At 44.9% G+C, this 21,645-nt stretch carries 17 protein-coding genes; 13 read left to right on the top strand and 4 right to left on the bottom strand.

Going from position 1 to position 21,645, the window contains the following annotated elements:
• Window positions 1-66: 66 nt before the first annotated feature.
• Together AWH61_RS16030 and AWH61_RS16025 are read left to right on the top strand one after the other, a co-directional pair.
• Window positions 67-792, top strand: coding sequence for a hypothetical protein (locus tag AWH61_RS16030; protein ID WP_014996921.1), 726 nt, complete (start codon window positions 67-69; stop codon window positions 790-792).
• Window positions 793-913: 121 nt separating this feature from the next.
• Window positions 914-2,416 (top strand): Hsp70 family protein, encoded by a 1,503-nt coding sequence (locus AWH61_RS16025; protein WP_075177620.1) that lies wholly within the window; start codon window positions 914-916, stop codon window positions 2,414-2,416.
• Window positions 2,417-2,492: 76 nt separating this feature from the next.
• Here AWH61_RS16025 and AWH61_RS20170 read toward each other — a convergent pair whose 3' ends face one another.
• On the bottom strand, window positions 2,493-2,660 hold the full coding sequence (locus AWH61_RS20170) for a hypothetical protein (RefSeq protein WP_012516741.1): 168 nt from the start codon (window positions 2,658-2,660) through the stop codon (window positions 2,493-2,495).
• A gap of 203 nt (window positions 2,661-2,863) precedes the next feature.
• Window positions 2,864-5,695, bottom strand: coding sequence for an excinuclease ABC subunit UvrA (gene uvrA, locus AWH61_RS16020; protein ID WP_075177619.1), 2,832 nt, complete (start codon window positions 5,693-5,695; stop codon window positions 2,864-2,866).
• Between the two features lie 355 nt (window positions 5,696-6,050).
• Between uvrA and AWH61_RS16015 the strand changes: the two genes are divergently transcribed.
• Window positions 6,051-7,388 carry an MFS transporter gene (locus AWH61_RS16015; RefSeq protein ID WP_075177618.1) on the top strand — a complete coding sequence of 446 codons (1,338 nt, stop codon included), beginning with the start codon at window positions 6,051-6,053 and terminating at the stop codon, window positions 7,386-7,388.
• Between the two features lie 64 nt (window positions 7,389-7,452).
• On the top strand, window positions 7,453-8,037 hold the full coding sequence (locus tag AWH61_RS16010; protein ID WP_075177617.1) for an HAD family hydrolase: 585 nt from the start codon (window positions 7,453-7,455) through the stop codon (window positions 8,035-8,037).
• A gap of 74 nt (window positions 8,038-8,111) precedes the next feature.
• On the opposite strand, the gene AWH61_RS16005 is transcribed toward AWH61_RS16010, so the two are convergent.
• Window positions 8,112-8,726, bottom strand: a complete 615-nt coding sequence (locus AWH61_RS16005; protein ID WP_249922670.1) for a hypothetical protein — start codon at window positions 8,724-8,726, stop codon at window positions 8,112-8,114.
• 232 nt (window positions 8,727-8,958) lie between these two features.
• Between AWH61_RS16005 and AWH61_RS16000 the strand changes: the two genes are divergently transcribed.
• Window positions 8,959-9,822, top strand: a complete 864-nt coding sequence (locus AWH61_RS16000; protein WP_014975369.1) for an alpha/beta hydrolase family protein — start codon at window positions 8,959-8,961, stop codon at window positions 9,820-9,822.
• Between the two features lie 412 nt (window positions 9,823-10,234).
• Here the strand turns inward: AWH61_RS16000 and AWH61_RS15995 are convergent, their stop codons facing one another.
• On the bottom strand, window positions 10,235-11,236 hold the full coding sequence (locus AWH61_RS15995) for a LacI family DNA-binding transcriptional regulator (protein WP_014947876.1): 1,002 nt from the start codon (window positions 11,234-11,236) through the stop codon (window positions 10,235-10,237).
• A 328-nt stretch (window positions 11,237-11,564) separates the two neighbouring features.
• Here AWH61_RS15995 and AWH61_RS15990 point away from each other — a divergent pair, with 328 nt between their 5' ends.
• The 8 genes from AWH61_RS15990 (at window position 11,565) to AWH61_RS15955 (ending at window position 21,613) form a co-directional block, all read left to right on the top strand.
• Window positions 11,565-12,584 (top strand): aldose epimerase family protein, encoded by a 1,020-nt coding sequence (locus AWH61_RS15990; protein WP_075177615.1) that lies wholly within the window; start codon window positions 11,565-11,567, stop codon window positions 12,582-12,584.
• Window positions 12,585-12,756: 172 nt separating this feature from the next.
• On the top strand, window positions 12,757-13,812 hold the full coding sequence (locus AWH61_RS15985; RefSeq protein WP_039236854.1) for a UDP-glucose--hexose-1-phosphate uridylyltransferase: 1,056 nt from the start codon (window positions 12,757-12,759) through the stop codon (window positions 13,810-13,812).
• The gene (gene galK, locus AWH61_RS15980) at window positions 13,805-14,944 is read left to right on the top strand and encodes a galactokinase (protein WP_075177614.1); all 1,140 of its coding nucleotides are present in this window, start codon (window positions 13,805-13,807) and stop codon (window positions 14,942-14,944) included. Before AWH61_RS15985 ends, galK begins: the two co-directional genes overlap by 8 nt.
• A gap of 358 nt (window positions 14,945-15,302) precedes the next feature.
• The gene (locus AWH61_RS15975) at window positions 15,303-16,865 is read left to right on the top strand and encodes a sodium/sugar symporter (protein ID WP_014975374.1); all 1,563 of its coding nucleotides are present in this window, start codon (window positions 15,303-15,305) and stop codon (window positions 16,863-16,865) included.
• A gap of 267 nt (window positions 16,866-17,132) precedes the next feature.
• A complete protein-coding gene (locus AWH61_RS15970; protein ID WP_014947881.1) occupies window positions 17,133-17,717 on the top strand; it encodes a single-stranded DNA-binding protein in 585 nt (194 codons plus the stop codon).
• Between the two features lie 208 nt (window positions 17,718-17,925).
• Window positions 17,926-18,879: a hypothetical protein gene (locus AWH61_RS15965; RefSeq protein WP_075177613.1), complete on the top strand. Its 954-nt coding sequence runs from the start codon at window positions 17,926-17,928 to the stop codon at window positions 18,877-18,879.
• A gap of 179 nt (window positions 18,880-19,058) precedes the next feature.
• The gene (locus tag AWH61_RS15960) at window positions 19,059-20,345 is read left to right on the top strand and encodes an alpha/beta hydrolase family protein (RefSeq protein ID WP_075177686.1); all 1,287 of its coding nucleotides are present in this window, start codon (window positions 19,059-19,061) and stop codon (window positions 20,343-20,345) included.
• Between the two features lie 170 nt (window positions 20,346-20,515).
• Window positions 20,516-21,613, top strand: coding sequence for a tetratricopeptide repeat protein (locus tag AWH61_RS15955; RefSeq protein WP_075177612.1), 1,098 nt, complete (start codon window positions 20,516-20,518; stop codon window positions 21,611-21,613).
• Window positions 21,614-21,645: the final 32 nt, after the last annotated feature.

The following is a 21,645-nucleotide window of genomic DNA, read 5'->3' as shown; positions in this document are numbered from 1 at the left end:
GTGGTCAACAGCTTCTAAAACTACGTCTTTTGCTCAAAATGAAAATAAAAACATGGAACTTGGAAAATGAATAAAGTTGCTATAGGAGCTGTTGCAGCAGCATGTGTGTTAAGTGGCTGTGCAACAGTTAACAACGCTTCAATTGAGAAAAACAAAAGTATTGAGTTATACAGAGTTTTTGATATCAAAACTAATGCTGATAGATATGTGGTAACAGAGGCTGCTAGCGATGGGTTAGGGGCTAATGTCTCCTCAGCAGACGAGAGTAACCCAATCGTTATGGGAGATGTGCCAGAGAAGCCTGGGAGATTTAAACCTGTAGATGGAACTGCGGCGTTTGGCAACGCAAATGGAATGATGAGTTTGGCATTGAAAATGAATTCATCTATTGGTAATGCTCTCAAGACTGCTTCATGTGAAGGGGCTGTTTGGACAGCAACTGCTCAAAAGAATGCTGACAATGCATTCAACATGTCTTTCAATCTATGCCTATGGAAGTATCAAGGTGGTTATGCATTAGATGTTTATGCTAACTATACCAAAAAAGAAGGTGGCGGTTTTCTTGGTGTGACTGGCCTAGCAAGGGAGGCGGCATATGCAATTGCAGGTACGCCTGAAGAGTGGGCAGAAAAAACGGTATTGGATGTTGTTAGAAAAATAAAACAAGTATCTCAAGCTGAAATTAAATACGTAGAAGGCTACCCTAAACTAAACTCTGCTCCTTGGCAGGACTCTGGAGAGGTATTTAATGACGAAGGTTATTTATCTAAAGCTCCAGTTGCGCCGAACTAATCAAACCAAATTTATCTAAAAAGGGGCGCATGCCCCTTTTTCTATTAATACGAGCCGCATGGTGTGACCTCCAAAAACTTTTCTATTACAATCCGCTTCTAACTTTTTGAGCGAACATACTATGACTGCGATTGGGATTGACTACGGTACATCAAATTCTGAGGTTGTGTATTTTGATGGAACGGCCCATCAGCACATCAAACTCGACCCGTTAGATAAGAAGGGCAATAAAATCCGTTCTTCGGTGTTCATCTATTTTGAAGATGAACTGCCGCCGCCTCCTGATGCCATGGTTGAAGCGAAAGTGGCGCAGTTACAGCGCGTTATCAGTGAGCAAATAGATAAGGCAAAGGACGGTTATTATTCGGCAAAAGATCCAAAAGAACAGGCGATGTATAGCGACCGTATCGACTCGCTGCGCGGTGATTTGCACAACAAGCCTGCATTACAGCGTAAAGCTATTGCGCAATTGATGCATGCCATGTCGCTAGACGAAATCCCTTTGCTGCGCTTAGTAGAGCACGGAAAGTTTGCGTTTGGTGAAGAAGGGTTTAGGCGCTTTCTTAAAATGCCGGACAAAGGCCGTCTTATTTATTCACCTAAGAACTTTCTAGGCGCCTCGCTAGACGGTGACCAAAAACAAGCATTCATCGGTATTATTGCTAAGCAGTTAGCGTACTTTAAACAGTGTGCAGAGCAGCAGCTAGGCAAGGCTGTTAATAATGCGGTAATTGGCCGTCCAGTTAAGTTTCACGGTACCCGCGGTGAAGAAGGGAACGCGCAGGCCATTCAAATAATGACTGAAGCGGCGACGAAAGCTGGGTTTTCAGGGGTTAATTTCCTAGATGAACCCATAGCAGCGGCGTATAAAATTGAGCAAACCCTACCAAGGGATACCACTACGCTGATTGTCGATATTGGTGGGGGTACCACGGATATTTGCTGTATTAAGCTTTCTCCCGAGCGTTCCAATCAGCTTGATCGCAAAGATGATGTTCTGTCGGTAACAGGCAGGCGTTTAGGCGGCATGGATTGCGACAAGAGCTTGGTGCTTAAGGCTATTGCCCCAGAAATGGGAATGGGCCTTAAGATGATTAACGGGCTTCCTGTTCCTCCTACGTACTTCTCTGATATGTGCGCGGTTGATAACATTCCTGCACTCACCCGCTTTTTCTCTGACGATTACGGGTTAGATATTTCTCAAACCATGTCTGTGATTAAAGAGCCAGCCCAATTAGAACGCTTGCTTATTGTTCAGGAGAACAAGTTGTCTGCCCGTGTGGTGAACTCGGCTCGATTAGCCAAGGAACTACTGTCGAGTAAGCAGAACATTACCTTGCCGCTGCACTATATCGAAGATGATTTTGACGTGGAGATTTCGCAAGACTCGCTCAAAAAGGCATTAAAACCTTGGCTTGATAAAGTGAAAGCGCTAGTGGTGGAATGCTTGGAAAACAGTAGTGAAAAGCCAGAAGTAGTGATGATCACAGGTGGTATGAGTTTATCACCAATCGTCGTTGATGCGCTGTATGAAAACCTGCTTACCGGTTTACCGCGATTAGAGAATGACGCCTTCAACTCGGTGTGCGAAGGATTAGCTATTCAAGCGGCGAAGCACGCTTAACCTTTTCTATTCTTTTTTCGAGATGAAAAACACTAAGCCTTAGCGTAGTAGCGTTTACTACGCTAAGGCTTTTTGATCAGTGCTTAAGGATATTGTGTTCTTTTAGATAAATCGCGATGGCCTCAGGCGACTCGAAGGCTTTTAACAGCATTTCTTGTGCGCGTGCTTTCACATCATTGTCTTCTGATGATGATAGTAGGTGATACCATGTTTTCACTAAGGCTAATGGCGGCGTTTGGTTCATTAGTTGTCGCTCCAGCAATTCTTACTGCAAAAATACACAAAAATCATCGTAACGTATGATTTGCCAATACAAGCTCTGACCAGCATGGAAAAACATGTAAATAAACGTCAACGCGCACTTCTTACAAGCTGCTGTGTAAATTACACAGCAGCAAAATAGAAAACGAGTGCGCTTTACGCTAACGGATTTACCTCGTTACCGGCTCAAGCTTGTGTGAGCATGGGTTTCAGGAATCGACCTGTATGTGAAACTTCTTGTTGTGCCACATGCTCAGGTGTTCCCTCTGCAATAATCTGGCCACCTCCGGATCCACCTTCGGGTCCAAGGTCAACAATCCAGTCTGCGGTTTTAATCACATCTAGGTTATGCTCAATAACCACAACGGTATTACCGTGATCGCGCAGTCTGTGAAGGACGGCTAATAACTGTTTAATATCGTGGAAGTGCAACCCGGTGGTTGGCTCATCCAAGATATAGAGTGTTTGCCCAGTGTCTCTTTTTGACAACTCTTTCGCCAATTTCACGCGCTGCGCTTCACCACCTGATAAGGTAGTGGCTGCTTGGCCTAGTCGAATATATGACAAGCCCACGTCCATGAGCGTCTGTAATTTACGCGAAATAGCCGGAATAGCATCGAAGAACTGACGGGCATCTTCCACCGTCATTTCCAACACTTCGTGAATGTTCTTATCTTTGTACTTTATCTCAAGGGTTTCACGGTTATAGCGTTTGCCCTGACACACGTCACAAGGCACATACACGTCTGGTAAAAAGTGCATTTCCACTTTAATTACGCCATCACCCTGACACGCCTCACAGCGACCGCCTTTCACGTTAAAGCTAAAGCGGCCAGGCTTGTAACCTCGTGAACGCGACTCTTGTGTGCCGGCGAACATTTCACGAATAGGAGTGAAAATGCCAGCGTAAGTCGCTGGGTTAGAGCGGGGGGTTCTGCCGATAGGGCTTTGGTCAATATCGACCACTTTGTCGAGCTGGTCTAATCCGGTCATCGACTTATGCGGTGCCGGTTCAGACGTGGTCGCCTTGTTCAGCTCGCGCTGCGCAATTTTGTAGAAGGTGTCATTAATCAGCGTTGATTTACCCGAGCCCGATACACCCGTCACACAGGTCATTACACCGGTAGGTATACGCAAATCAACAGACTTCAAGTTGTTGCCGGTAGCGCCTAAAAGCTCTAGCCACTTGTCGTCTTTTACCGGCGTGCGTGTTGCAGGGATATCAATCTTCTCTCTACCAGATAAGTATTTTCCAGTAAGTGAGTGTTCACTGTTCTTAATATCTTCCAGCGAGCCTTCAGCGATAATCTCACCACCATGCACACCCGCCCCCGGGCCAATATCTACAATGTAATCGGCTTCGCGAATGGCATCTTCGTCGTGTTCTACAACTAACACTGTGTTACCTAGGTCGCGCAAGTGTGTAAGCGTGCCAAGTAAGCGTTCGTTATCCCGTTGATGAAGGCCGATAGAGGGCTCATCCAGCACGTACATAACGCCCACTAAGCCTGCGCCAATTTGACTTGCCAGTCGAATGCGCTGAGCTTCACCGCCCGATAGGGTATCGGCGCTACGCGACATAGAAAGATAGTTAAGACCTACGTTTACCAAGAAGCGCAAGCGGTCCATGATTTCTTTCAAAATCTTTTCGGCTATCTGAGCACGTTGACCTTCAAGTTTCAGTGTCTCGAAGAAGCCGTACGCATCGGCAATCGACATGTCAGCAATGGCAGGCAGGTTGGTGTCTTGTATAAATACATTACGTGCTTCAACACGCAGACGCGTGCCGTTACAGCTACTGCAGTGCTGTTGGCTTAAATATTTTGCTAGCTCTTCACGCACCGAGTTCGACTCGGTCTCGCGATAGCGACGCTCCATATTAGGGATAATGCCCTCAAATGGATGCTTGCGTTCCATTACGTCGCCGCGCTCGTTTATGTACTTAAACGAGAGCGACTTGCCTCTAGACCCGTAAAGCACAATGTCCTGGTGCTTTTTATCGAGCTCTTCAAATGGCGCGGTAAGGCTAAATTTATAATGGTCTGCTACTGCCTGTAGCATTTGAAAATAGTAATAGCTGCGCTTGTCCCATCCGCGAATAGCGCCGCCAGACAGACTCAATTCGGTATTGCCGACTACGCGTGCGGGGTCAAAGAACTGTCTTGTGCCTAAGCCGTCACAGGTAGGGCAGGCGCCCGCTGGGTTGTTAAATGAAAACAGGCGCGGCTCTAGTTCACTAATGCTGTAACCACAGTGTGGGCAAGCGAAATTAGCAGAAAACACAATTTCTTCTGCGTCTTTATCGTCCATATCAGCCACAACCGCGTTGCCGCCAGCAAGGCTCAGCGCCGTCTCGAACGATTCCGCTAAACGCAGCGCCATGTCATCACGCACTTTAAAGCGGTCGACCACAACTTCGATGGTGTGCTTCTTGTGCAAATCGAGAGGAGGCGGATCGGATAGATCACACACTTCACCGTCGATACGCGCGCGAATAAAGCCTTGAGCAGAGAGGTTTTGCAGCGTCTTAACGTGCTCGCCTTTACGCTCTTTAACAATAGGTGCTAGCAGCATTAGCTTGCTGCCCTCGGGCATTGCTAACACTTTATCGACCATTTGGCTGACCGTTTGTGCATCTAGCGGCACATCGTGGTCTGGACAGCGTGGCGTACCCACTCGCGCGAACATCAAACGCAGGTAGTCGTATATTTCAGTGATGGTACCCACCGTTGAGCGGGGGTTATGCGATGTTGATTTCTGCTCAATGGATATTGCTGGTGATAAACCCTCAATATGATCAACATCTGGTTTTTCCATCATAGATAGAAACTGACGGGCATAAGCAGACAAAGATTCAACGTAACGACGCTGACCTTCTGCATAAAGCGTGTCGAATGCAAGAGACGATTTACCCGAGCCAGAAAGGCCGGTTATCACCACCAGTTTGTCTCGTGGCAGTGTTAAATCGATGTTTTTCAAGTTGTGGGTGCGAGCACCGCGAATTTCGATTTTATCCATTGAAGCCTAAATGAGAGAAAAAGAATCAGTATGCCATAGGTGTCAAGTAAAGTGATATGACATTCAAGTTATACTGTAAGCGGAGTGAGCAGATCACCTCACGGACATAAGCTTACAGATCTGCGTTGGGAAATGGTGATTTTATCCCCACTTTTAAACCCCTATTAAGGCAAAAGGGCTCAATCGACCCATTGAGCGGTAGAAAACGCCAATTGTATTAATCGAATTTAAGGTAAGTGGGCGCAAGAGCAATTTATGCTACACTTCGCGACCTTATTCATAATGCAGCAGAAACAGGTGTTCTCTGCGCGCTTTTTTGTTTTTTTGATTTTATTTATTGAGGGAAAGAGACGCTTTGAACGCTTTGGAATTACGCGCCGCGCTTGCACTCGCCTCCGTTTACGTATTACGCATGATGGGGCTGTTCATGGTTATGCCCGTTTTGGCTGTAGCCGCAATGGACTACCCGGATTATTCACCGCTGTTGGTAGGGCTTGCCGTGGGTGGATATGGCTTAACCCAGGCTGCGCTGCAAATTCCTATGGGCATGATGTCTGACAAATGGGGGCGTAAACCCGTTATTTTGCTTGGACTTGCTGTATTTGCATTAGGTAGCTTTGTAGCAGCAAACGCCGACAGTATGGCCATGATGATTGTTGGGCGTATTCTCCAGGGCGCTGGGGCTATTGCAGGTGCGATAATGGCGCTGGCTACGGATGTCAGCCGGGAAAGTCAGCGTGCCAAAGTGTTAGCTATCATAGGCATAGCCATTGGCTTTTCCTTCTATTTAGCGGTTATTTTAGGGCCACTTATTGCTAACAGCTACGGGCTTACCGGTGTGTTTGGTATTACTGGTATTTTGGCCATTCTTTGTATGCCGCTGGTTAAATGGGTAGTGCCAAATGGTGTGCAGCTTAGCAGTGGCGATACACTGCCACAAAAAGACCAGCTGAAGAGCTTAATCTTTTCTTCTCAGTTATGGCGTTTAAATATCAGCGTGATGATTCTACATATGATGATAACGCTGTTGTTTGTTCAACTGCCCGTAACGCTACTGAACTTTGATATGACGCTAGACAGTCACTGGACGGTTTACTTACCCGTTTTAGGCGCGTCAATTGTAGGTCTGATTATAATGATGGGAGCAGCAAGAGGCCGTACGCCTAAATCACTCCTTGTAACTGGTGTTGTATTAATGGGCGGCGCGTTTTTGGCGCTGAGTCTAGAAGACCATAGCTGGTGGTGGGTTTGTGCTGCCGTGGTACTTTTCTTTACCGGCTTTAATTATTTGGAAGCGAATTTTCCTGCATTGGTGTCGAGCATTGCGCCTGCGGGACAAAAAGGAACGGCCATGGGCCTCTACGCTAGTTTTCAATTTTTTGGTGCGTTTTGGGGCGGTGTAATTTCAGGCTTAGTCACCGATATTTGGTCGAAAGAGTTAGCTTATGGGATTGGCGCTGCTAGCACTTTGCTTTGGCTGTTCATTATATTTGGGGTTAAAGAAGTGAGCCGCGTTAAGCGCGTAATGATGCATGGTGAATTTAACGGTTCAAATGTTTCCACTATCGAAGCTGAATTGATGTTAGTACCTGGGGTACTAGAAGTGACACTAAACAGTCAAAATAACGCGGTATACCTGAAAGTAGATCGTGATTTCGATGCAGTTAAAGCGCGAGACGTGTTGTCAGCATAATTGCTCATCGCATTGCAACCATGAAGGGCTAGCACTACACCATTTTAAAAAGGAAGCGAACACCATGATTGACCTAAGCCGCTATAAAGCCATTATTTTTGATATGGATGGCACTTTGGTCGATTCTATGGGGGCGCATATTGATGCATGGCAGCTTACGTGCACCGCGTTTGGCTACCCTTTTGACCGAGACTATCAATACAGTTTAGGTGGTGTTCCTACCTTTGAAACCGTACATCTTATGAATGCCAAATATGGCAAAAACCACGCTCCAGCAGAGGTTGCTTCATATAAAAAACAGGCTTTCGAAGGGCTAGATCATGTGCCAAGGCTTATTCAAGATACCTTTAACGTGTTTAATCACTATAAGGGAATCATGCCCATTGCAGTGGGTACGGGCTCAGATAGGCAGCACGCGCAAGTGGTGTTAAATGAACACGGCTTGCTAGCCCAATTATCTGCGCTAGTTACAGCCGATGACGTAACTCAAGGTAAACCTCACCCTGAAACCTTTGTGCGTGCGGCAGAATTAATGAGTGTAGCACCACAGCATTGTGTGGTGTTTGAAGACACCGACATGGGCCGAAAAGCGGCGGTTGACGGCGGCATGGCGTGCTTTATGGTCGATAATGGGCGGCTTATCTACTAAATCTTACGCTGAGTGAGCCTTCGAGCTTAGCGCTAACGCTAAATCAATCGCGCTCACTCTATAATTTCTTTGGCTTATACCGCCTCTATTTCTCCGAGAGCATCGCTGCAATTATGCAGCAGTGAAGACTTAATGCGTTTGGTGGCATCATCTATGGCCGTTTTCATTGCATCAATGGCAATTTGATTGCTCTGTTCTTCGCTGATATTGGCATTCACATTCATGCTTTGCCCTCTAAAGGTTGTAGCAGGTGAATACTCATCCGCATAGTCTGGCTTATACCTTACCTTAAGCACAACGGTGGCAACCATATTACTTCCTAAGGTTTTTATAAACGCGCGGTTTAGTACTACTTTCACGCTGTTGGCTGCTTCAATATCTGGGCTGACATTCATCGCTTCTAAGCTTTGCTGTAACAGTGAATAGAGCGTGTCTTCTGTTACATTACTGCTTCCAACGAGCAAGTCTTTACTCGACCGTATGTCGATTAGTTCTGCCAAGTTAATTGGACAAGCTTTCGCTTTAGACATGGTTAGCTGATAGTCTTTTCTCTGCGACGCAGGAATTAATGATGAGTCAAGCTCGGGTGGCGTAGACTCGCAGGCAATAAGTAAGGGTAGGGCACAACAGGCAACAATAAGTCGAGCTGGTGATGTAGCGTAAGACATGGAAAATGTTCTACTTTTCATTAAATTATTTTTGTTTTATGCAGATAAATTATGCAAGTAATATTGTCTTTAGTATAAGAAAGTTTGTATCGCTAAGAAACAGAACAACTGTTGCAAACTGTTACAGCTTGTTTAGCATAGGTGTGGGACTGTTGATTTTGCTGAGCGAGTTTTTGATCAGCGACACAACCATTACACCTATGTAACCTGAATAAAAATTTCGCCATAACCATTCAACACGGACAGTTCTTTAATGATGAGCTTAAAAAACGCGGTAATTAGTGTAGTTGCAAGTGTGTCACTTATTGGGTGCGCAATTAACGTGTCCCCTTCGGCCTTCTTTTATCAAGACACTCAGCAAAAGCCCCTTGATACTACGAAGCTACACGCGGCAATTCAAAAAGACAAAACCTCAGCGGGCATAACCCGTGTTGAAGTTAAAAATGAAGCTGGGTTAACTTTGAGAGGCGTTGCTGTTTCTTACCCTGACCCTATTGTTAACATCGTTTTCTTTGCAGACAATCGTATGCCTGTAAGCGAAAACAACAGCGTTATTCATAGACTGGGTAAGTTGCCCGCTAATATATTGTGGCTCGATTATCAGGGAGTAGGAGCCAGTGATAAAGCGAAGGACTTAAGTATTAACGCTATTAAACAAGATGCGTTAACCCAGTTTGACTATGTAGAAAGTGCGTTTGACGCCTCAATTCCCACTATCGTTCACGGCCGGGGTATAGGCAGCTATTTCGCAAGCTATGTTGCTGCAAATAGAAAGATAGACGCTTTAGTATTAGACGGCGCTTTCAATAACATCTCTGATTTAATTGCCAACATGGTGCCAGGCTTCTCTAATTCATTCACAAACATGAAGCTTCACGATGAAGTTCATAGTATGCAAATAGCCCCAATCTTGCGTCACTATGAAGGACCGCTGTGGCTAGTGGTGGGTGAGGAAGACAAAATAACGCCTTACCCGATTAGTCAGCAGCTATTAGAAGATGCATCAAGTAGCGAAAAGTATATTTCAGTCATTCCTGGTGCGACGCACAACGCAACGCTAAAAAGTGACTATGCCATACAAGAGTACAAACAGTTTTTAGCAAGATTCACTCAGTAATAGAAACCTTACTCGTTGTGGATAAGTAGTGGAAAACCTTGTTGGTAAGTCTGTTAATAGCCATATAGAACAACAGATCACGATCTTTTTATCACTTTCTGGTCGGATCACGAAATGTCAGTTAAATCAAGCGCTGTAGAGCAACTGTGCTCGATCTTAATCTTTTTTGATCGTAAAGCTGTGCAGGATCAGGCAATTTTGCTCTTTGGGGATAAAAGTTCGAGGCAAAACGATCAAGCGGGTATTTTTGTCAATAGTTTCGTGTCATGAAATTTTTAGAACACAGTTGCTCAACTATACATCGAATTACGATTAATCATCCATCAAACTGGCTTGTAAGTGATTAAATAAAATACCCGCCATAGGCGGGTATTTTTTTTGGTCTATTAATTTCTGAAAGGAAAGCGAACAGCTAAACTCTAACCATTGAATCTCGTTTTACTACTGTAGGAGTATATTTAAAGGTAAGCCCATCTTCTGGTTTGCTTCCCGAAGCATATTTCAATGCAAGTTCCGCCGCTTTTGCTGCCATCATTTCTACTGGATAACGCAGAGTCGTTAATTTAGGACGACAGTACTTTGCTAACAGCACATCATCGTATCCCATCACAGAAACTTGTTCTGGAACTGAAATACCATGATCCTGCAGCATGGTCATAGCACCAGATGCCATAGCATCGTTATAAGCCAAAACAGCAGTGAATTTTGCACCAGTAGCAAGCAAGTTTTGCATTGCCAATTCACCACCTTCCTGATCGGGCGTAGCATACTCAATCATGCTTTCAGGCAAGCTTAAATTCGCATTGTTAACTGCGTTTCTAATCCCTTCGAGGCGATGATTAGGATCGTCTATGCGATACTGACTGCTTATCACCGCGACATGTTCATGGCCTTGGTTGATGGCATATTCCGCCATAAGGCGACCACCGGTTACGTTATCAAGCCACACACAACGATTTGCTATCTCTGGTATATAGCGGTTAATTAATACAAAGCCTGGAACTTGGTTTGCAAAACCGATCAGGGTCTCGTCATCAAGTGCTTTGCTGTGCACTACCATGGCTTCTACTCGATGCTCTAGCAGTGTTTCAATAGCGCGAAGTTCAGTCTCTTTTTCAATAGAGCCGGCACTTAATAAAATTTGAACGTTATTTTTGCGAGTAATGGACTCCACACCGTGGGCTAACATAGCGAAAAATGGGTCGTGGAGCTCAGCAATGACAACGCCTAAAGATGCGCTACGTTTGGTTACAAGTGCCCGCGCATTAGCGTTGGGACGATAACCCATTTCTTCCATGATTTTTTTGACACGCTTGCGAGTATCATTGCCCACTTTAGGACCATTATTTATAACCCTTGATACGGTCGCTAATGAAACGCCAGCGGCTTGGGCGATATCTTTTATTGTTGCCATTTTCTTTCAAACTTCGTTTTATTGCGTGGAGTGTCGATTGACCTGATTGCCATAGCGTACATTATATTTACAAAAAAAGATAAAATTCTAACGCTTAGCTTGTGGTGTCTTTCACGGAACTGAGATGCATTAGAGAGATGAAGAGCGTTAGATTACCTAAGTGGTTTTACCTTCTATGATTGTTAATCAAACCGCTGTAAAAAAGAATGGAAAACGTATAACCTCCTAGGCATTCTGAAAGATTGCATTATTCATTAATGTATAAAAAATGTGTGGTAGGTTGGAACGCGTCAGTTTACTAAGCACGTCTTAAGGTAAAAATTTTGTTATGAAAATAAATGTATCTGCATTTGGTGAAGTTGAAGGCGAAGTTATAAACGCCTTTACGTTAACTAACGACAACGGCATGTCAGTTACCTTGCTAAACTACGGTGGAATTATTAAAGAAATTCACTTCCCGAATGCAGAAGGTGAATCGGTAAGTTGTGTCCAAACTTTCGAGACTCTACAAGACTATATAGATGACCCGAGCTATCGCGGTGCGATCGTAGGACGTTACGCAAACCGAATTGGACATGGCTCGTTTGCGTTAAATGGAACAGAGTACACCTTAGATAAAAATGGCGGTGAACATAATCTACACGGCGGTCTAGCCGGGTTTCATAAGAAGGTTTGGGCGGCAAGCATCCAAGAGACGGCGGACAGTGTGGCTGTAACATTTACCTTAACTAGTCCCGATGGGGAAGGTGGCTTTCCCGGTACTGTTAATGTAGAGGCATGCTATTCCCTTGATCAAAACAACGAGTTATCTCTTGTTATCACCGCGAACACAGACAAAGAAACCCCGCTTAGTTTCACGCAGCATGCTTACTTCACGTTGAGCAACGACCCGCAAGTGGGTAATACATTGCTACATATAGATGCTGACAAAGTCACGGACGCAGATAGCACCTTGCTGCCAACTGGAAAACTGGTCGAAGTTGCGAATACTCCCTTTGATTTCACGAAACCTACAGCAATAAAAGAAAGGGCAGAGCAATCTAATTCCCATCCATTATTTGATAGGGTGGGAGGCTACGACCACAACTATGTACTCCGTGATACGCCTGAGCATACCCCACAAGCAACCGTAAAGGCACTTGATACTGGTATTGCTATGTCGTTATTTACTAACTTGCCGGGTTTGCAGTTTTATACTGGCGGGTTGAAAACCGACGATCAGCTTGGTGCCTTGTGCTTAGAACCACAGCATTTCCCGGATGCACCCAATAAGCCCGAGTTTCCAAACTGTTTCGTAAAACCCGGGGAAACCTTCAAAGCAAGTATGCGATACAAGTTCAGCGCATAGAAATCGTTATGTAGTGACAAAAGAAAATTATTTGTTATCAATTTAACAATTAATTTTCTTTGTTACGCAATTGATAAACGTAGAAGCTTGCTATATCATTATCAGGGTAAACGTTTAACCCTATTTGATGTTGCGCATTAGAGCGTAGCAGGCTAATTCAGAGAGAGTGATTATGGGAACCCCTTTCGACCCTACCAACGATCCACATCGCCGTTATAACCCTTTGTTGGGTGAGTGGGTGTTAGTGTCGCCTCACAGAGCGAAGCGCCCTTGGCAGGGAGCCTCAGAAGAGCCAAACAACGAACAAAAGCCATCTTACGACTCTACGTGTTATTTATGTCCAACAAACACCCGCGTGAATGGTGAAGTTAACCCTGATTACAAAGGTACGTTTGTTTTTCAAAACGATTTTGCTGCCCTTAAGCAAGATACAGAACAAGCCAGTGAGAAAAAGGGGCTGTTTCAGTTCGAAACTGAGCAAGGCTGCAGTCGTGTTATTTGTTTTTCCCCTGATCACAGCAAAACGTTACCTGAGCTTTCCGATGAAGAACGCGTAGACGTAGTCAACACGTGGAAAGCACAAACCGCTGAACTTGGTGAAACCTATCGCTGGGTACAAGTTTTTGAAAACAAAGGCTCAATGATGGGGTGTTCAAATCCTCACCCTCATGGTCAAGTATGGGCGCAGCAGCATGTGCCTACCGACCCAGCGAAAAAAGTCGTGCAGCTACAGCAATACTTTGGTGAAAACGGCACGCCTATGTTGTTGGACTATGCCGAGCAAGAGGTCGCGAAGCAAGAGCGAGTCGTGTGTCAAAATGATGATTGGGTTGTAGTTGTACCATACTGGGCCGCTTGGCCTTTTGAGACGCTACTGTTACCGAGATTTGACGTGCAATCTATGCACATGCTCTCGGATTCTCAGTCGCTATCTCTTGCTAAGATCATTGGCGAAATTACAGCGAAGTACGACAACTTATTTGAAACGTCTTTCCCATACTCTATGGGATGGCACAGTGCCCCATTTGATAGTGAAGCGCACCCTGAATGGACGCTACATGCGCATTTCTTCCCACCACTTCTGCGCTCAGCAAGTGTACGCAAGTTTATGGTTGGGTACGAAATGATGGCAGAGGCACAGCGAGATTTGACCCCTGAACAAGCGGCAGACAGATTAAAAGCACTATCCACAGTGCACTATAAGAAACGTGAGAATGCGAATGGATAATCAAGTACTTTCTTCTAATTTTGAAACGCATTACGGCGAGGCGCCAGCGTTAATCGCACATGCGCCGGGTCGAGTGAACATTATTGGTGAGCATACCGATTATAACGAAGGGTTCGTATTTCCGGCTGCAATCAACTTTGGAACGTGGGTTGCGGCAACAAAGCGCGCAGATAATGACATCGTGGTTACCGCGATGGATTACGAAAATCAGCAAAACCAGTTTTCGTTGTCAGACATTAACTATGACGAAGAACAAGGGTGGGCAAACTATGTTCGCGGCGTAGTGAAAGTACTTAAAGAGGCGATGCCAGATTTTGGCGGCGCTAACTTATTGGTTACGGGCAATGTGCCACAAGGCGCTGGGTTAAGCTCTTCGGCATCTTTTGAAGTGGCTATATTAAAAGCGTTAAGCGCGCTGTATGAGTTGCCCCTCGATGGCGTACAGGCTGCACTGTTAGGGCAGAAAGCCGAGAATACGTTCGTAGGCTGCTCATGCGGAATTATGGATCAGTTAATCTCTTCTATGGGTAATGAAGGCATGGCAATGCTGCTTGATTGTCAGTCGCTAGCCATTGAGCATTCACCACTACCAGACTCGCATCAAATCGTTATCATCAATTCGAATGTTAAACGTGGTTTGGTTGACAGTGAATACAACTTGCGTCGTCAGCAGTGTGAACAAGGCGCGTCGTTATTGGGTGTGTCATCGTTACGCGAAGCAACTATGGAAATGCTAGAAGGCGCTAAAGCACATATGCCAGAGGTGGTTTATCGCCGCGCGAAGCATATTGTTACCGAAAACGCTAGAACACTGGCAGCAAGCCAAGCCTTAAAAGCTGGCGACATCGAAACGGTTAGTGAAGCCATGGCGCAATCTCACATCTCCATGCGTGATGACTTTGAAATTACCGTTCGCCCAATCGATTACTTGGTTGAGATCATTGGTGAAGTGCTGGGTAAATCGGGTGGTGTTCGCATGACTGGCGGTGGATTCGGCGGCTGCGTAGTGGCCCTTGTACCTACCGACAAAGTTGAAGCGGTGAAGCAAGTCGTGGCCGACAAGTACTCTGATGAAACAGGGTACAGTGCTGATATTTATGTGTGTACGGCTACACAGGGCGCGTTCGCCTAATTATCGATTTAAATACAGCCTTTATGCACAAACCTCTCCCCTTTCTAAACAATCCTATTCTTTAGAATTGTTTGTGTCCCTTAAGCCGCATCCATTGGTTGCGGCTTTTTTTTTTACAAAAAGTGCACATTTCTAGTTAAAAAAAGTAAACAAAGTGTGATACTAATACTACCCGCAATAACGCGATAAGTTTAACGGTGAGTTTTTCACCCATTTATGATTTATTGTGCTTTGCGAAACGCGTTTTAATAACGTGACACTGGTGTGGCAACAACCAATATAATAATAAAAACAATTTTTCACCTGTGTACCCTGCATAACAATCGCCGCACCCAAAATAAGAACTTTGGGAAAAACTATGAAATTAGCATCAATAGATATCACGTTGTTCGTGGTATACGTCGTCGCGCTTGTCGGAATTGCGTGGTGGGTTTCTCGCGAAAAGCAGGGTCATCAAAAAGACACAAATGATTACTTTCTAGCGGGCTCAAGCTTGCCATGGTGGGCAATTGGCGCATCACTCATCGCTGCCAATATTTCTGCCGAACAAATCATCGGCATGTCGGGGTCAGGTTACCAGTTGGGGCTTGCCATTGCGTCTTATGAGTGGATGGCCGCCATTACGCTGCTTATTGTCGGCAAGTTCTTCTTACCTATCTTTCTTAAGCATAAAATTTACACCATGCCTCAATTTCTTGAGCAGCGATATGATCATCGCGTTCGCAAGGTAATGGCAATATTCTGGCTAGGTGTTTATGTTTTTGTAAACCTAACTGCTGTGCTGTGGCTAGGTGCATTGGCCATCAATACCATCGCGGGTGTTGATATGGTTTACGGCATGATGTTCTTAGGCCTTTTCTCGTTAACCTATTCACTTTACGGCGGCTTGAAAGCGGTAGCACTCACCGACATTATTCAAGTCGTGTTGTTGGTTATTGGTGGCTTGTTCCTGTCGTATACGGCGTTAAACCTAATCAGCGACGGCAATGGTGCCATCCAAGGTTTTGTTGACCTTACTAACAAGCTCCCTGAGAAATTCGACATGATATTGTCAGAAGACAACCCGCACTATATGGACTTGCCGGGCATTTCTGTATTGATTGGCGGTATGTGGATCATGAACCTGTCGTATTGGGGCTTTAACCAGTACATCATTCAGCGCACGTTGGCGGCAAAGAGCGTTCAAGAAGCGCAAAAAGGTATTGCGTTTGCGGCTTTCCTAAAACTGCTAATGCCGCTAATTGTGGTATTGCCAGGGATTGCAGCAGTGCTAATTGTGCCAGACTTAGCTAAACCGGACCAAGCATACCCAAGCCTAATGACGCTGATGCCTGTTGGCCTTAAAGGTATTATCTTCGCAGCCTTGGTGGCGGCGATTGTGTCCTCGCTAGCGTCGATGACAAATAGCGTTTCTACTATTTTTACCATGGACCTTTATAAAGATAAGCGTCCAAACGAGTCGCAGCAGCATTATGTGAAAGTGGGTCGTATCGTTAGCTTGGTCGCGCTAATCATTGCTATGGTGGTGGCCAAGCCGCTGTTGGGTAATTTCGATCAAGCATTCCAGTATATCCAGGAATTCACGGGCTTCTTTACACCAGGTATCTGCGCATTGTTCGTTTTAGGTATGTTCTGGAAGAAAACCACAGCAAACGGTGGTCTATTGGCCGCATTAGGCTCATTTGTTTTAAGCATTGTATTTAGACAATTCTGGCCTGAACTGCCGTTTATTGACCGTGTTGGTCTTGTGTTCCTGCTTTGTGTCGCTTTAGCTGTGGTTGTCTCTCTGCTAGAGAAAAAAGGTGTCAGTGAAAACGCTGTCGACCTAAACGAAGTGCAGTTCAAAACCACAAGCGGATTTAATGTAGCATCTATCGCTGTAGTTATCCTTACAGCAGCGTTTTACATTACGTGGTGGTAGCAGACAAGGAAGGGCGTTTTTAATCGCAACGCCCTTGCTAAAATTAGCTAAAAACAACGCGAAAGTTCAGAAGACGCTGACAATAAATTTTGTTAAGTTCTAGAACGTGTTGCAGTTAGTAACGTAAACCTGTGGTGAAAAACTTCAATTTTCCCTCATAAAATACGGTATACTAACCGGCTAATATTCGATGAACTTTCGCGCTTGCTGATGTCTTACTAAGAAGAGTTATACAGCAAGCCACTAAAAACGTTACAGGAGACATCAATGGCAACGAAAGGCGTTAATAAGGTTATTCTTGTTGGAAACCTTGGCAATGATCCTGAAGTTAGATACATGCCTAACGGAAACGCCGTTGCGAACTTAAGCCTAGCAACTAGCGAAAGCTGGAAAGACCAACAGGGTCAGGTTCAAGAGCGCACTGAGTGGCACCGCCTTACAATGTACCGTCGCTTAGCAGAAATTGCCGGAGAGTACCTGAAAAAGGGCTCGCAAATTTATGTTGAAGGTAAATTGCAAACACGTAAGTGGCAAGATCAGCAAGGCCAAGATAAATACACCACTGAAATTATCGTAGACCAAATGCAAATGCTTGGTGGTCGCGGCGGTGAAGGCGGTGGTGGTAACGGTGGTTACCAACGTCCTCAGAACAACCAAGGTGGTTACAACCAGGCGCCTGCACAAGGCGGTTATAACCAAGCGCCACAGCAAGGTGGTGGTCAGCAGGGCGGCTACAACTCAAACCAAGGTGGTGGCTACAATCAAGCGCCTCAGGGTGGCAATCAAGGTCAGCCAAAGAACCCACCAATGGCTGAGCCAGATTTTGACTTCGACGATGACATTCCGTTCTAAGCAAAAACAGTTCACGAGTTGAAAATATTCTAAGAGCCGCTTTAATAGCGGCTCTTTTTTTGAGCTAAGTTCGCCCAATTATGAGATTGGTGCCCGCCATTCTTCCCCCGATTACCTTAAAATAATTTCATCATATTCCCATTGTTGTTTTCCCATAAACGCGATGAGTGAGCTTTAAGAATTACGTGTAAAAGGTTGGGTTTTTGCAGTGTCAGTAGTAGTAACCTTGGTGGCTTTTGTTTTGTTGTGTCTTAAAAGCAGCGTGTTGTTTGCGCAAACAGACGGCGAATGTGAAGAGGAAAGCTGCGCCTCCAAAAAGCCTACAGTAGTATGGTTGCGACCACCCGAGCTTGGAATTGAAGGCAGTGGTGTCAGTATCACTTCAGGGCCGATCTATGACGTCATGGCGTACCTCTCTACACACCTGCATAACTACGACCACCAATTTGAAGCTTATCCGGTTAAACGCGCATGGTCGTTGGTACAGCATCAACAATCCGCACAAAAAGTGTATTGTTTTTATGGCGCCGCTTACCAAGAAGAACGCGCTGAGTGGGGATATTACTCCCAGCCAACCTCTATAAACTTACCGCTACTCATTGTTGCAAGAAACGCGCTTCAGCCTTCATTGAAAAATGAATTAGATACCGCGCAGTCTCAGCCAACACAGGGATATTTTGAGTCCATTTCTTTACGTGCTTTGCTTCAGCAAAATTTGAGAACGGTACTCTACAACGATGTGAATAACGTGTACGCCGATACTGTTGAGCAATGGGCTACAAAAAACAATGTGGTTCGTTTAAATGGGTTAGGCAAAGACTTAGGCATGCACACCATTGCCCTACTGGAAAGTGGGAGAATAGATTTTGGCTATGTAGGGCACCGCGAGCTTTCAGCATTACCAGAAGAAGAACTCGATGCGCTTAATGTTTATCAAATCAGTGAACTGTCACAGCAGCTAAGAGGAACAAAGCGCTTACTGTGTTCTAAGAGTGAGCTAGGACAAGCGGTAACGAGTGATCTAGACAGCGCGCTAACTCACATTACATCCACGCCTATGAAAAGCCAAACCTTAAGAGACATTAACTTTGTGGCAGATGGATACCCTTTATTTCTTAAACCGCTTTTTGATGAAAGGTGGAAGCAATACCTTTCAAATTAAAGGCTTTCAAGGTTTCACGTTTTACCTTTTCTTTCATGACAACTCGTGCTTAAACCGCCCTGTTTTATTACCGCCCCTTATTCTTCTTAATCAACAATAATAATAGTGTTTGGCTTGTGCGATACCCGTGACGAGGTATTATAAATTTGCCTGTTAATAACGAGAAAATTGCCCAAATTATGAAAACGTTATCCCTACTTTTTGGCGGTGCTGTTCTGGCTTCAGCGACCGCGGCCATATCTCCTTCGGTATCAGCTGCTCAAACGCTTTATAAGCCGTTTCCAGCCGACGTAATGCCATCGTTAAGTGACAAAGGTAACTATGATGTTGGCGTAAAGACAATCGAAGCGGCTTATCCTGTTAAAGTAAAAGACATTGCTGGTAATGAAGTCGAGCGATCACTCACTTTGGAGGTTTGGTATCCTGCAGCAAGCTCGGCTCAAAAGGCCACGTACATTAACGAAACAAGAAGTGGTCAGGTGTTTGAGGTACAAGCAGATGCAAGCCGTGATGCACCTATTGCCGATGCTGACACTGATTTTCCGGTAATTGTTATCTCTCATGGTTATACCGGCTACCGCACCCTTATGTTTTATTTAGGCGAACACCTCGCGTCTCACGGTTATGTAGTAGCGGCAATCGACCACACAGATTCCACAAACAAAGATGTTAATTTTGCAGAAAATCCGTATTCAGGTTTTCCAAGTACGTTATTAAATCGTTCACGAGACCAAGTTCTTACATTGAACAGCATCAGCGAAAATACCTTTTTTAAAGAGAGTGTGGATGCAAGCAAAGCGGGAGTGATTGGCTATTCAATGGGGGGCTACGGCGCAGTTAGCACGGTAGGAGGATGCTATGCTTTTAACGACCAAACCGCTGCAACCTTCACTGGTACACAAGATCCTAAAACGGCGGCGTTAATTAAAGAAGCGCTTAACACCTGCGCAGGTGGCAAGGCCAGTAGCGAAGAAGCATTACCAGCCTGGAAAGCGGCGCTAGCACTTGCGCCATGGGGCGGGCAACATCAGCTATTTGATGTGCAATCGCTAAACAATATTAAAGTTCCTGTTCTTTATGTTGCTGGGGATAACGACGATATTTCTGGCTACGACGGTATAAAGTGGTTATTCGATAATACCGGCAGTAAAGAATCTAAATTACTAACCATTAAGAATGCACGCCACAATGTTGCACCTCACCCTGCACCTAAAGAAGCTTATGGCAGTGAATTTGATTTGGGAAGTTACATTGAGCCGGCATGGGAAGTGCAAAAGCTTAATGCCATTAATGAGCATTTTGCGCTGGCGCTTATGAACTGCCATGTGAAAGCCTTACCTGAGTATTGCAGCTACCTAAATGTAAATGGCAGCAGTGCACAAGTCCCTGTAAACGGCAAAAAGCCAGAGCCTTGGAAAGGGTTTGATGATCGTTGGGCGTTAGGCTTGGAGATGCAAAGTAAGTAATGCGTTACAAAAGGGTGCTTAAGCACCCTTTTTAATTCTTGTTACATATTTACGCTGTATCTAATTCAATTGTGGCGTAATGTATATGCTTAAACATTAATGTTTTCGTCAGTACCTTCAATTACTATAACAATCAATCGAACTCATCATTAACATCATAAGGAAGTGAAATGAAAATGCGTAAGTTAGTTACTTCAGTGCTTTGTGCCTGTTCTTTTGTTGCTGTCCAACCCTCTGCTTATGCGGAAGCGAATACCGTAAAACAAGGCATAGTTGCTGAAAACAGCAACGACGTAGAGCTATTAAAAGCATCCTTTAAGCAAGGAGATTTCGCCCATGTGGTAGATGTTCTTGATGATGTGAAAAACAAATCACCTGAACAGCACAATATGTTGATTTCTGCGTTGATGAATATCGATTTGGACGATGCCGAAGAGGCGGCTGAGCAATTTATTCTAAAATATAGCGATGACTACAGGGCATACCATACACACGCAAGTGTAATGGGCGCACAGGCTTCAAGTAGCATTTTTTCTGCTCTGGGTTACGCAAAGAAAGCGAAAAAAAGCTTAGAGAGGGCCGTCGAGATTGCTCCCGAAAATGTTGAGGTTTATCAAGCTTTAATGCAATTTCACTTAATGGCGCCATCTATTGCTGGAGGGGATATGGGTGAAGCCATGAACCTAACCCAAAAAATTGCAGCTCTAGACAAAACCGAAGGTCAATTTGCTCTTGCCCGAGTCTATCTGGTAGAGGAACAAGAGACAGAAGCAAAGGCAATATTTGCGTCTCTGATAGACGACGAGCAAACCCAAATTCGCGCTCGTGTTGAACTTGGAAGCTTCTATTTGTCTGATGAGCAATACGACTCTTCGTTCGAGATATTGTCGCCACTCACAGATCTTGAATTAACAGAAGTAACAAAAGCCGAGAATGATGCTTGGGACACTTATCAGAACCGAAAAAGTAGCCTTATGTATGGAAAGTATCGTTTGGGGCAAGTGGCTGTTGAAAGTGGTGAGTACACAGAAATAGGTATAAAAGCTTTAAAAGACTATCTACAAAACTATGAAACTACGGCTATTGATACAGAGAGCCTACCTACACCTAGTTGGGCACAATTGCGGTTGGCTGAATTGCTGCTCAATGCTGGTCAGATTGATGAAGCGCAGCGCGTTGTAAACACAATGACAGAAGAAAAAGACGAGCGTTTTGCGAAGGTTCTAAAAAAAATCAAAAAGGCTTTGAAAAAGCGAGCAGCGGCGTAACACCGCTTAGCTCGCTTTAGCTTCGAGCCTTC

This window comes from Alteromonas sp. W12, assembly GCF_001924945.1.
Classification (GTDB): Bacteria; Pseudomonadota; Gammaproteobacteria; order Enterobacterales; family Alteromonadaceae; genus Alteromonas; species Alteromonas macleodii.
The sequence above is the reverse complement of the archived record's forward strand: the minus strand, read 5'-3'. Positions and strand labels throughout refer to the sequence as shown.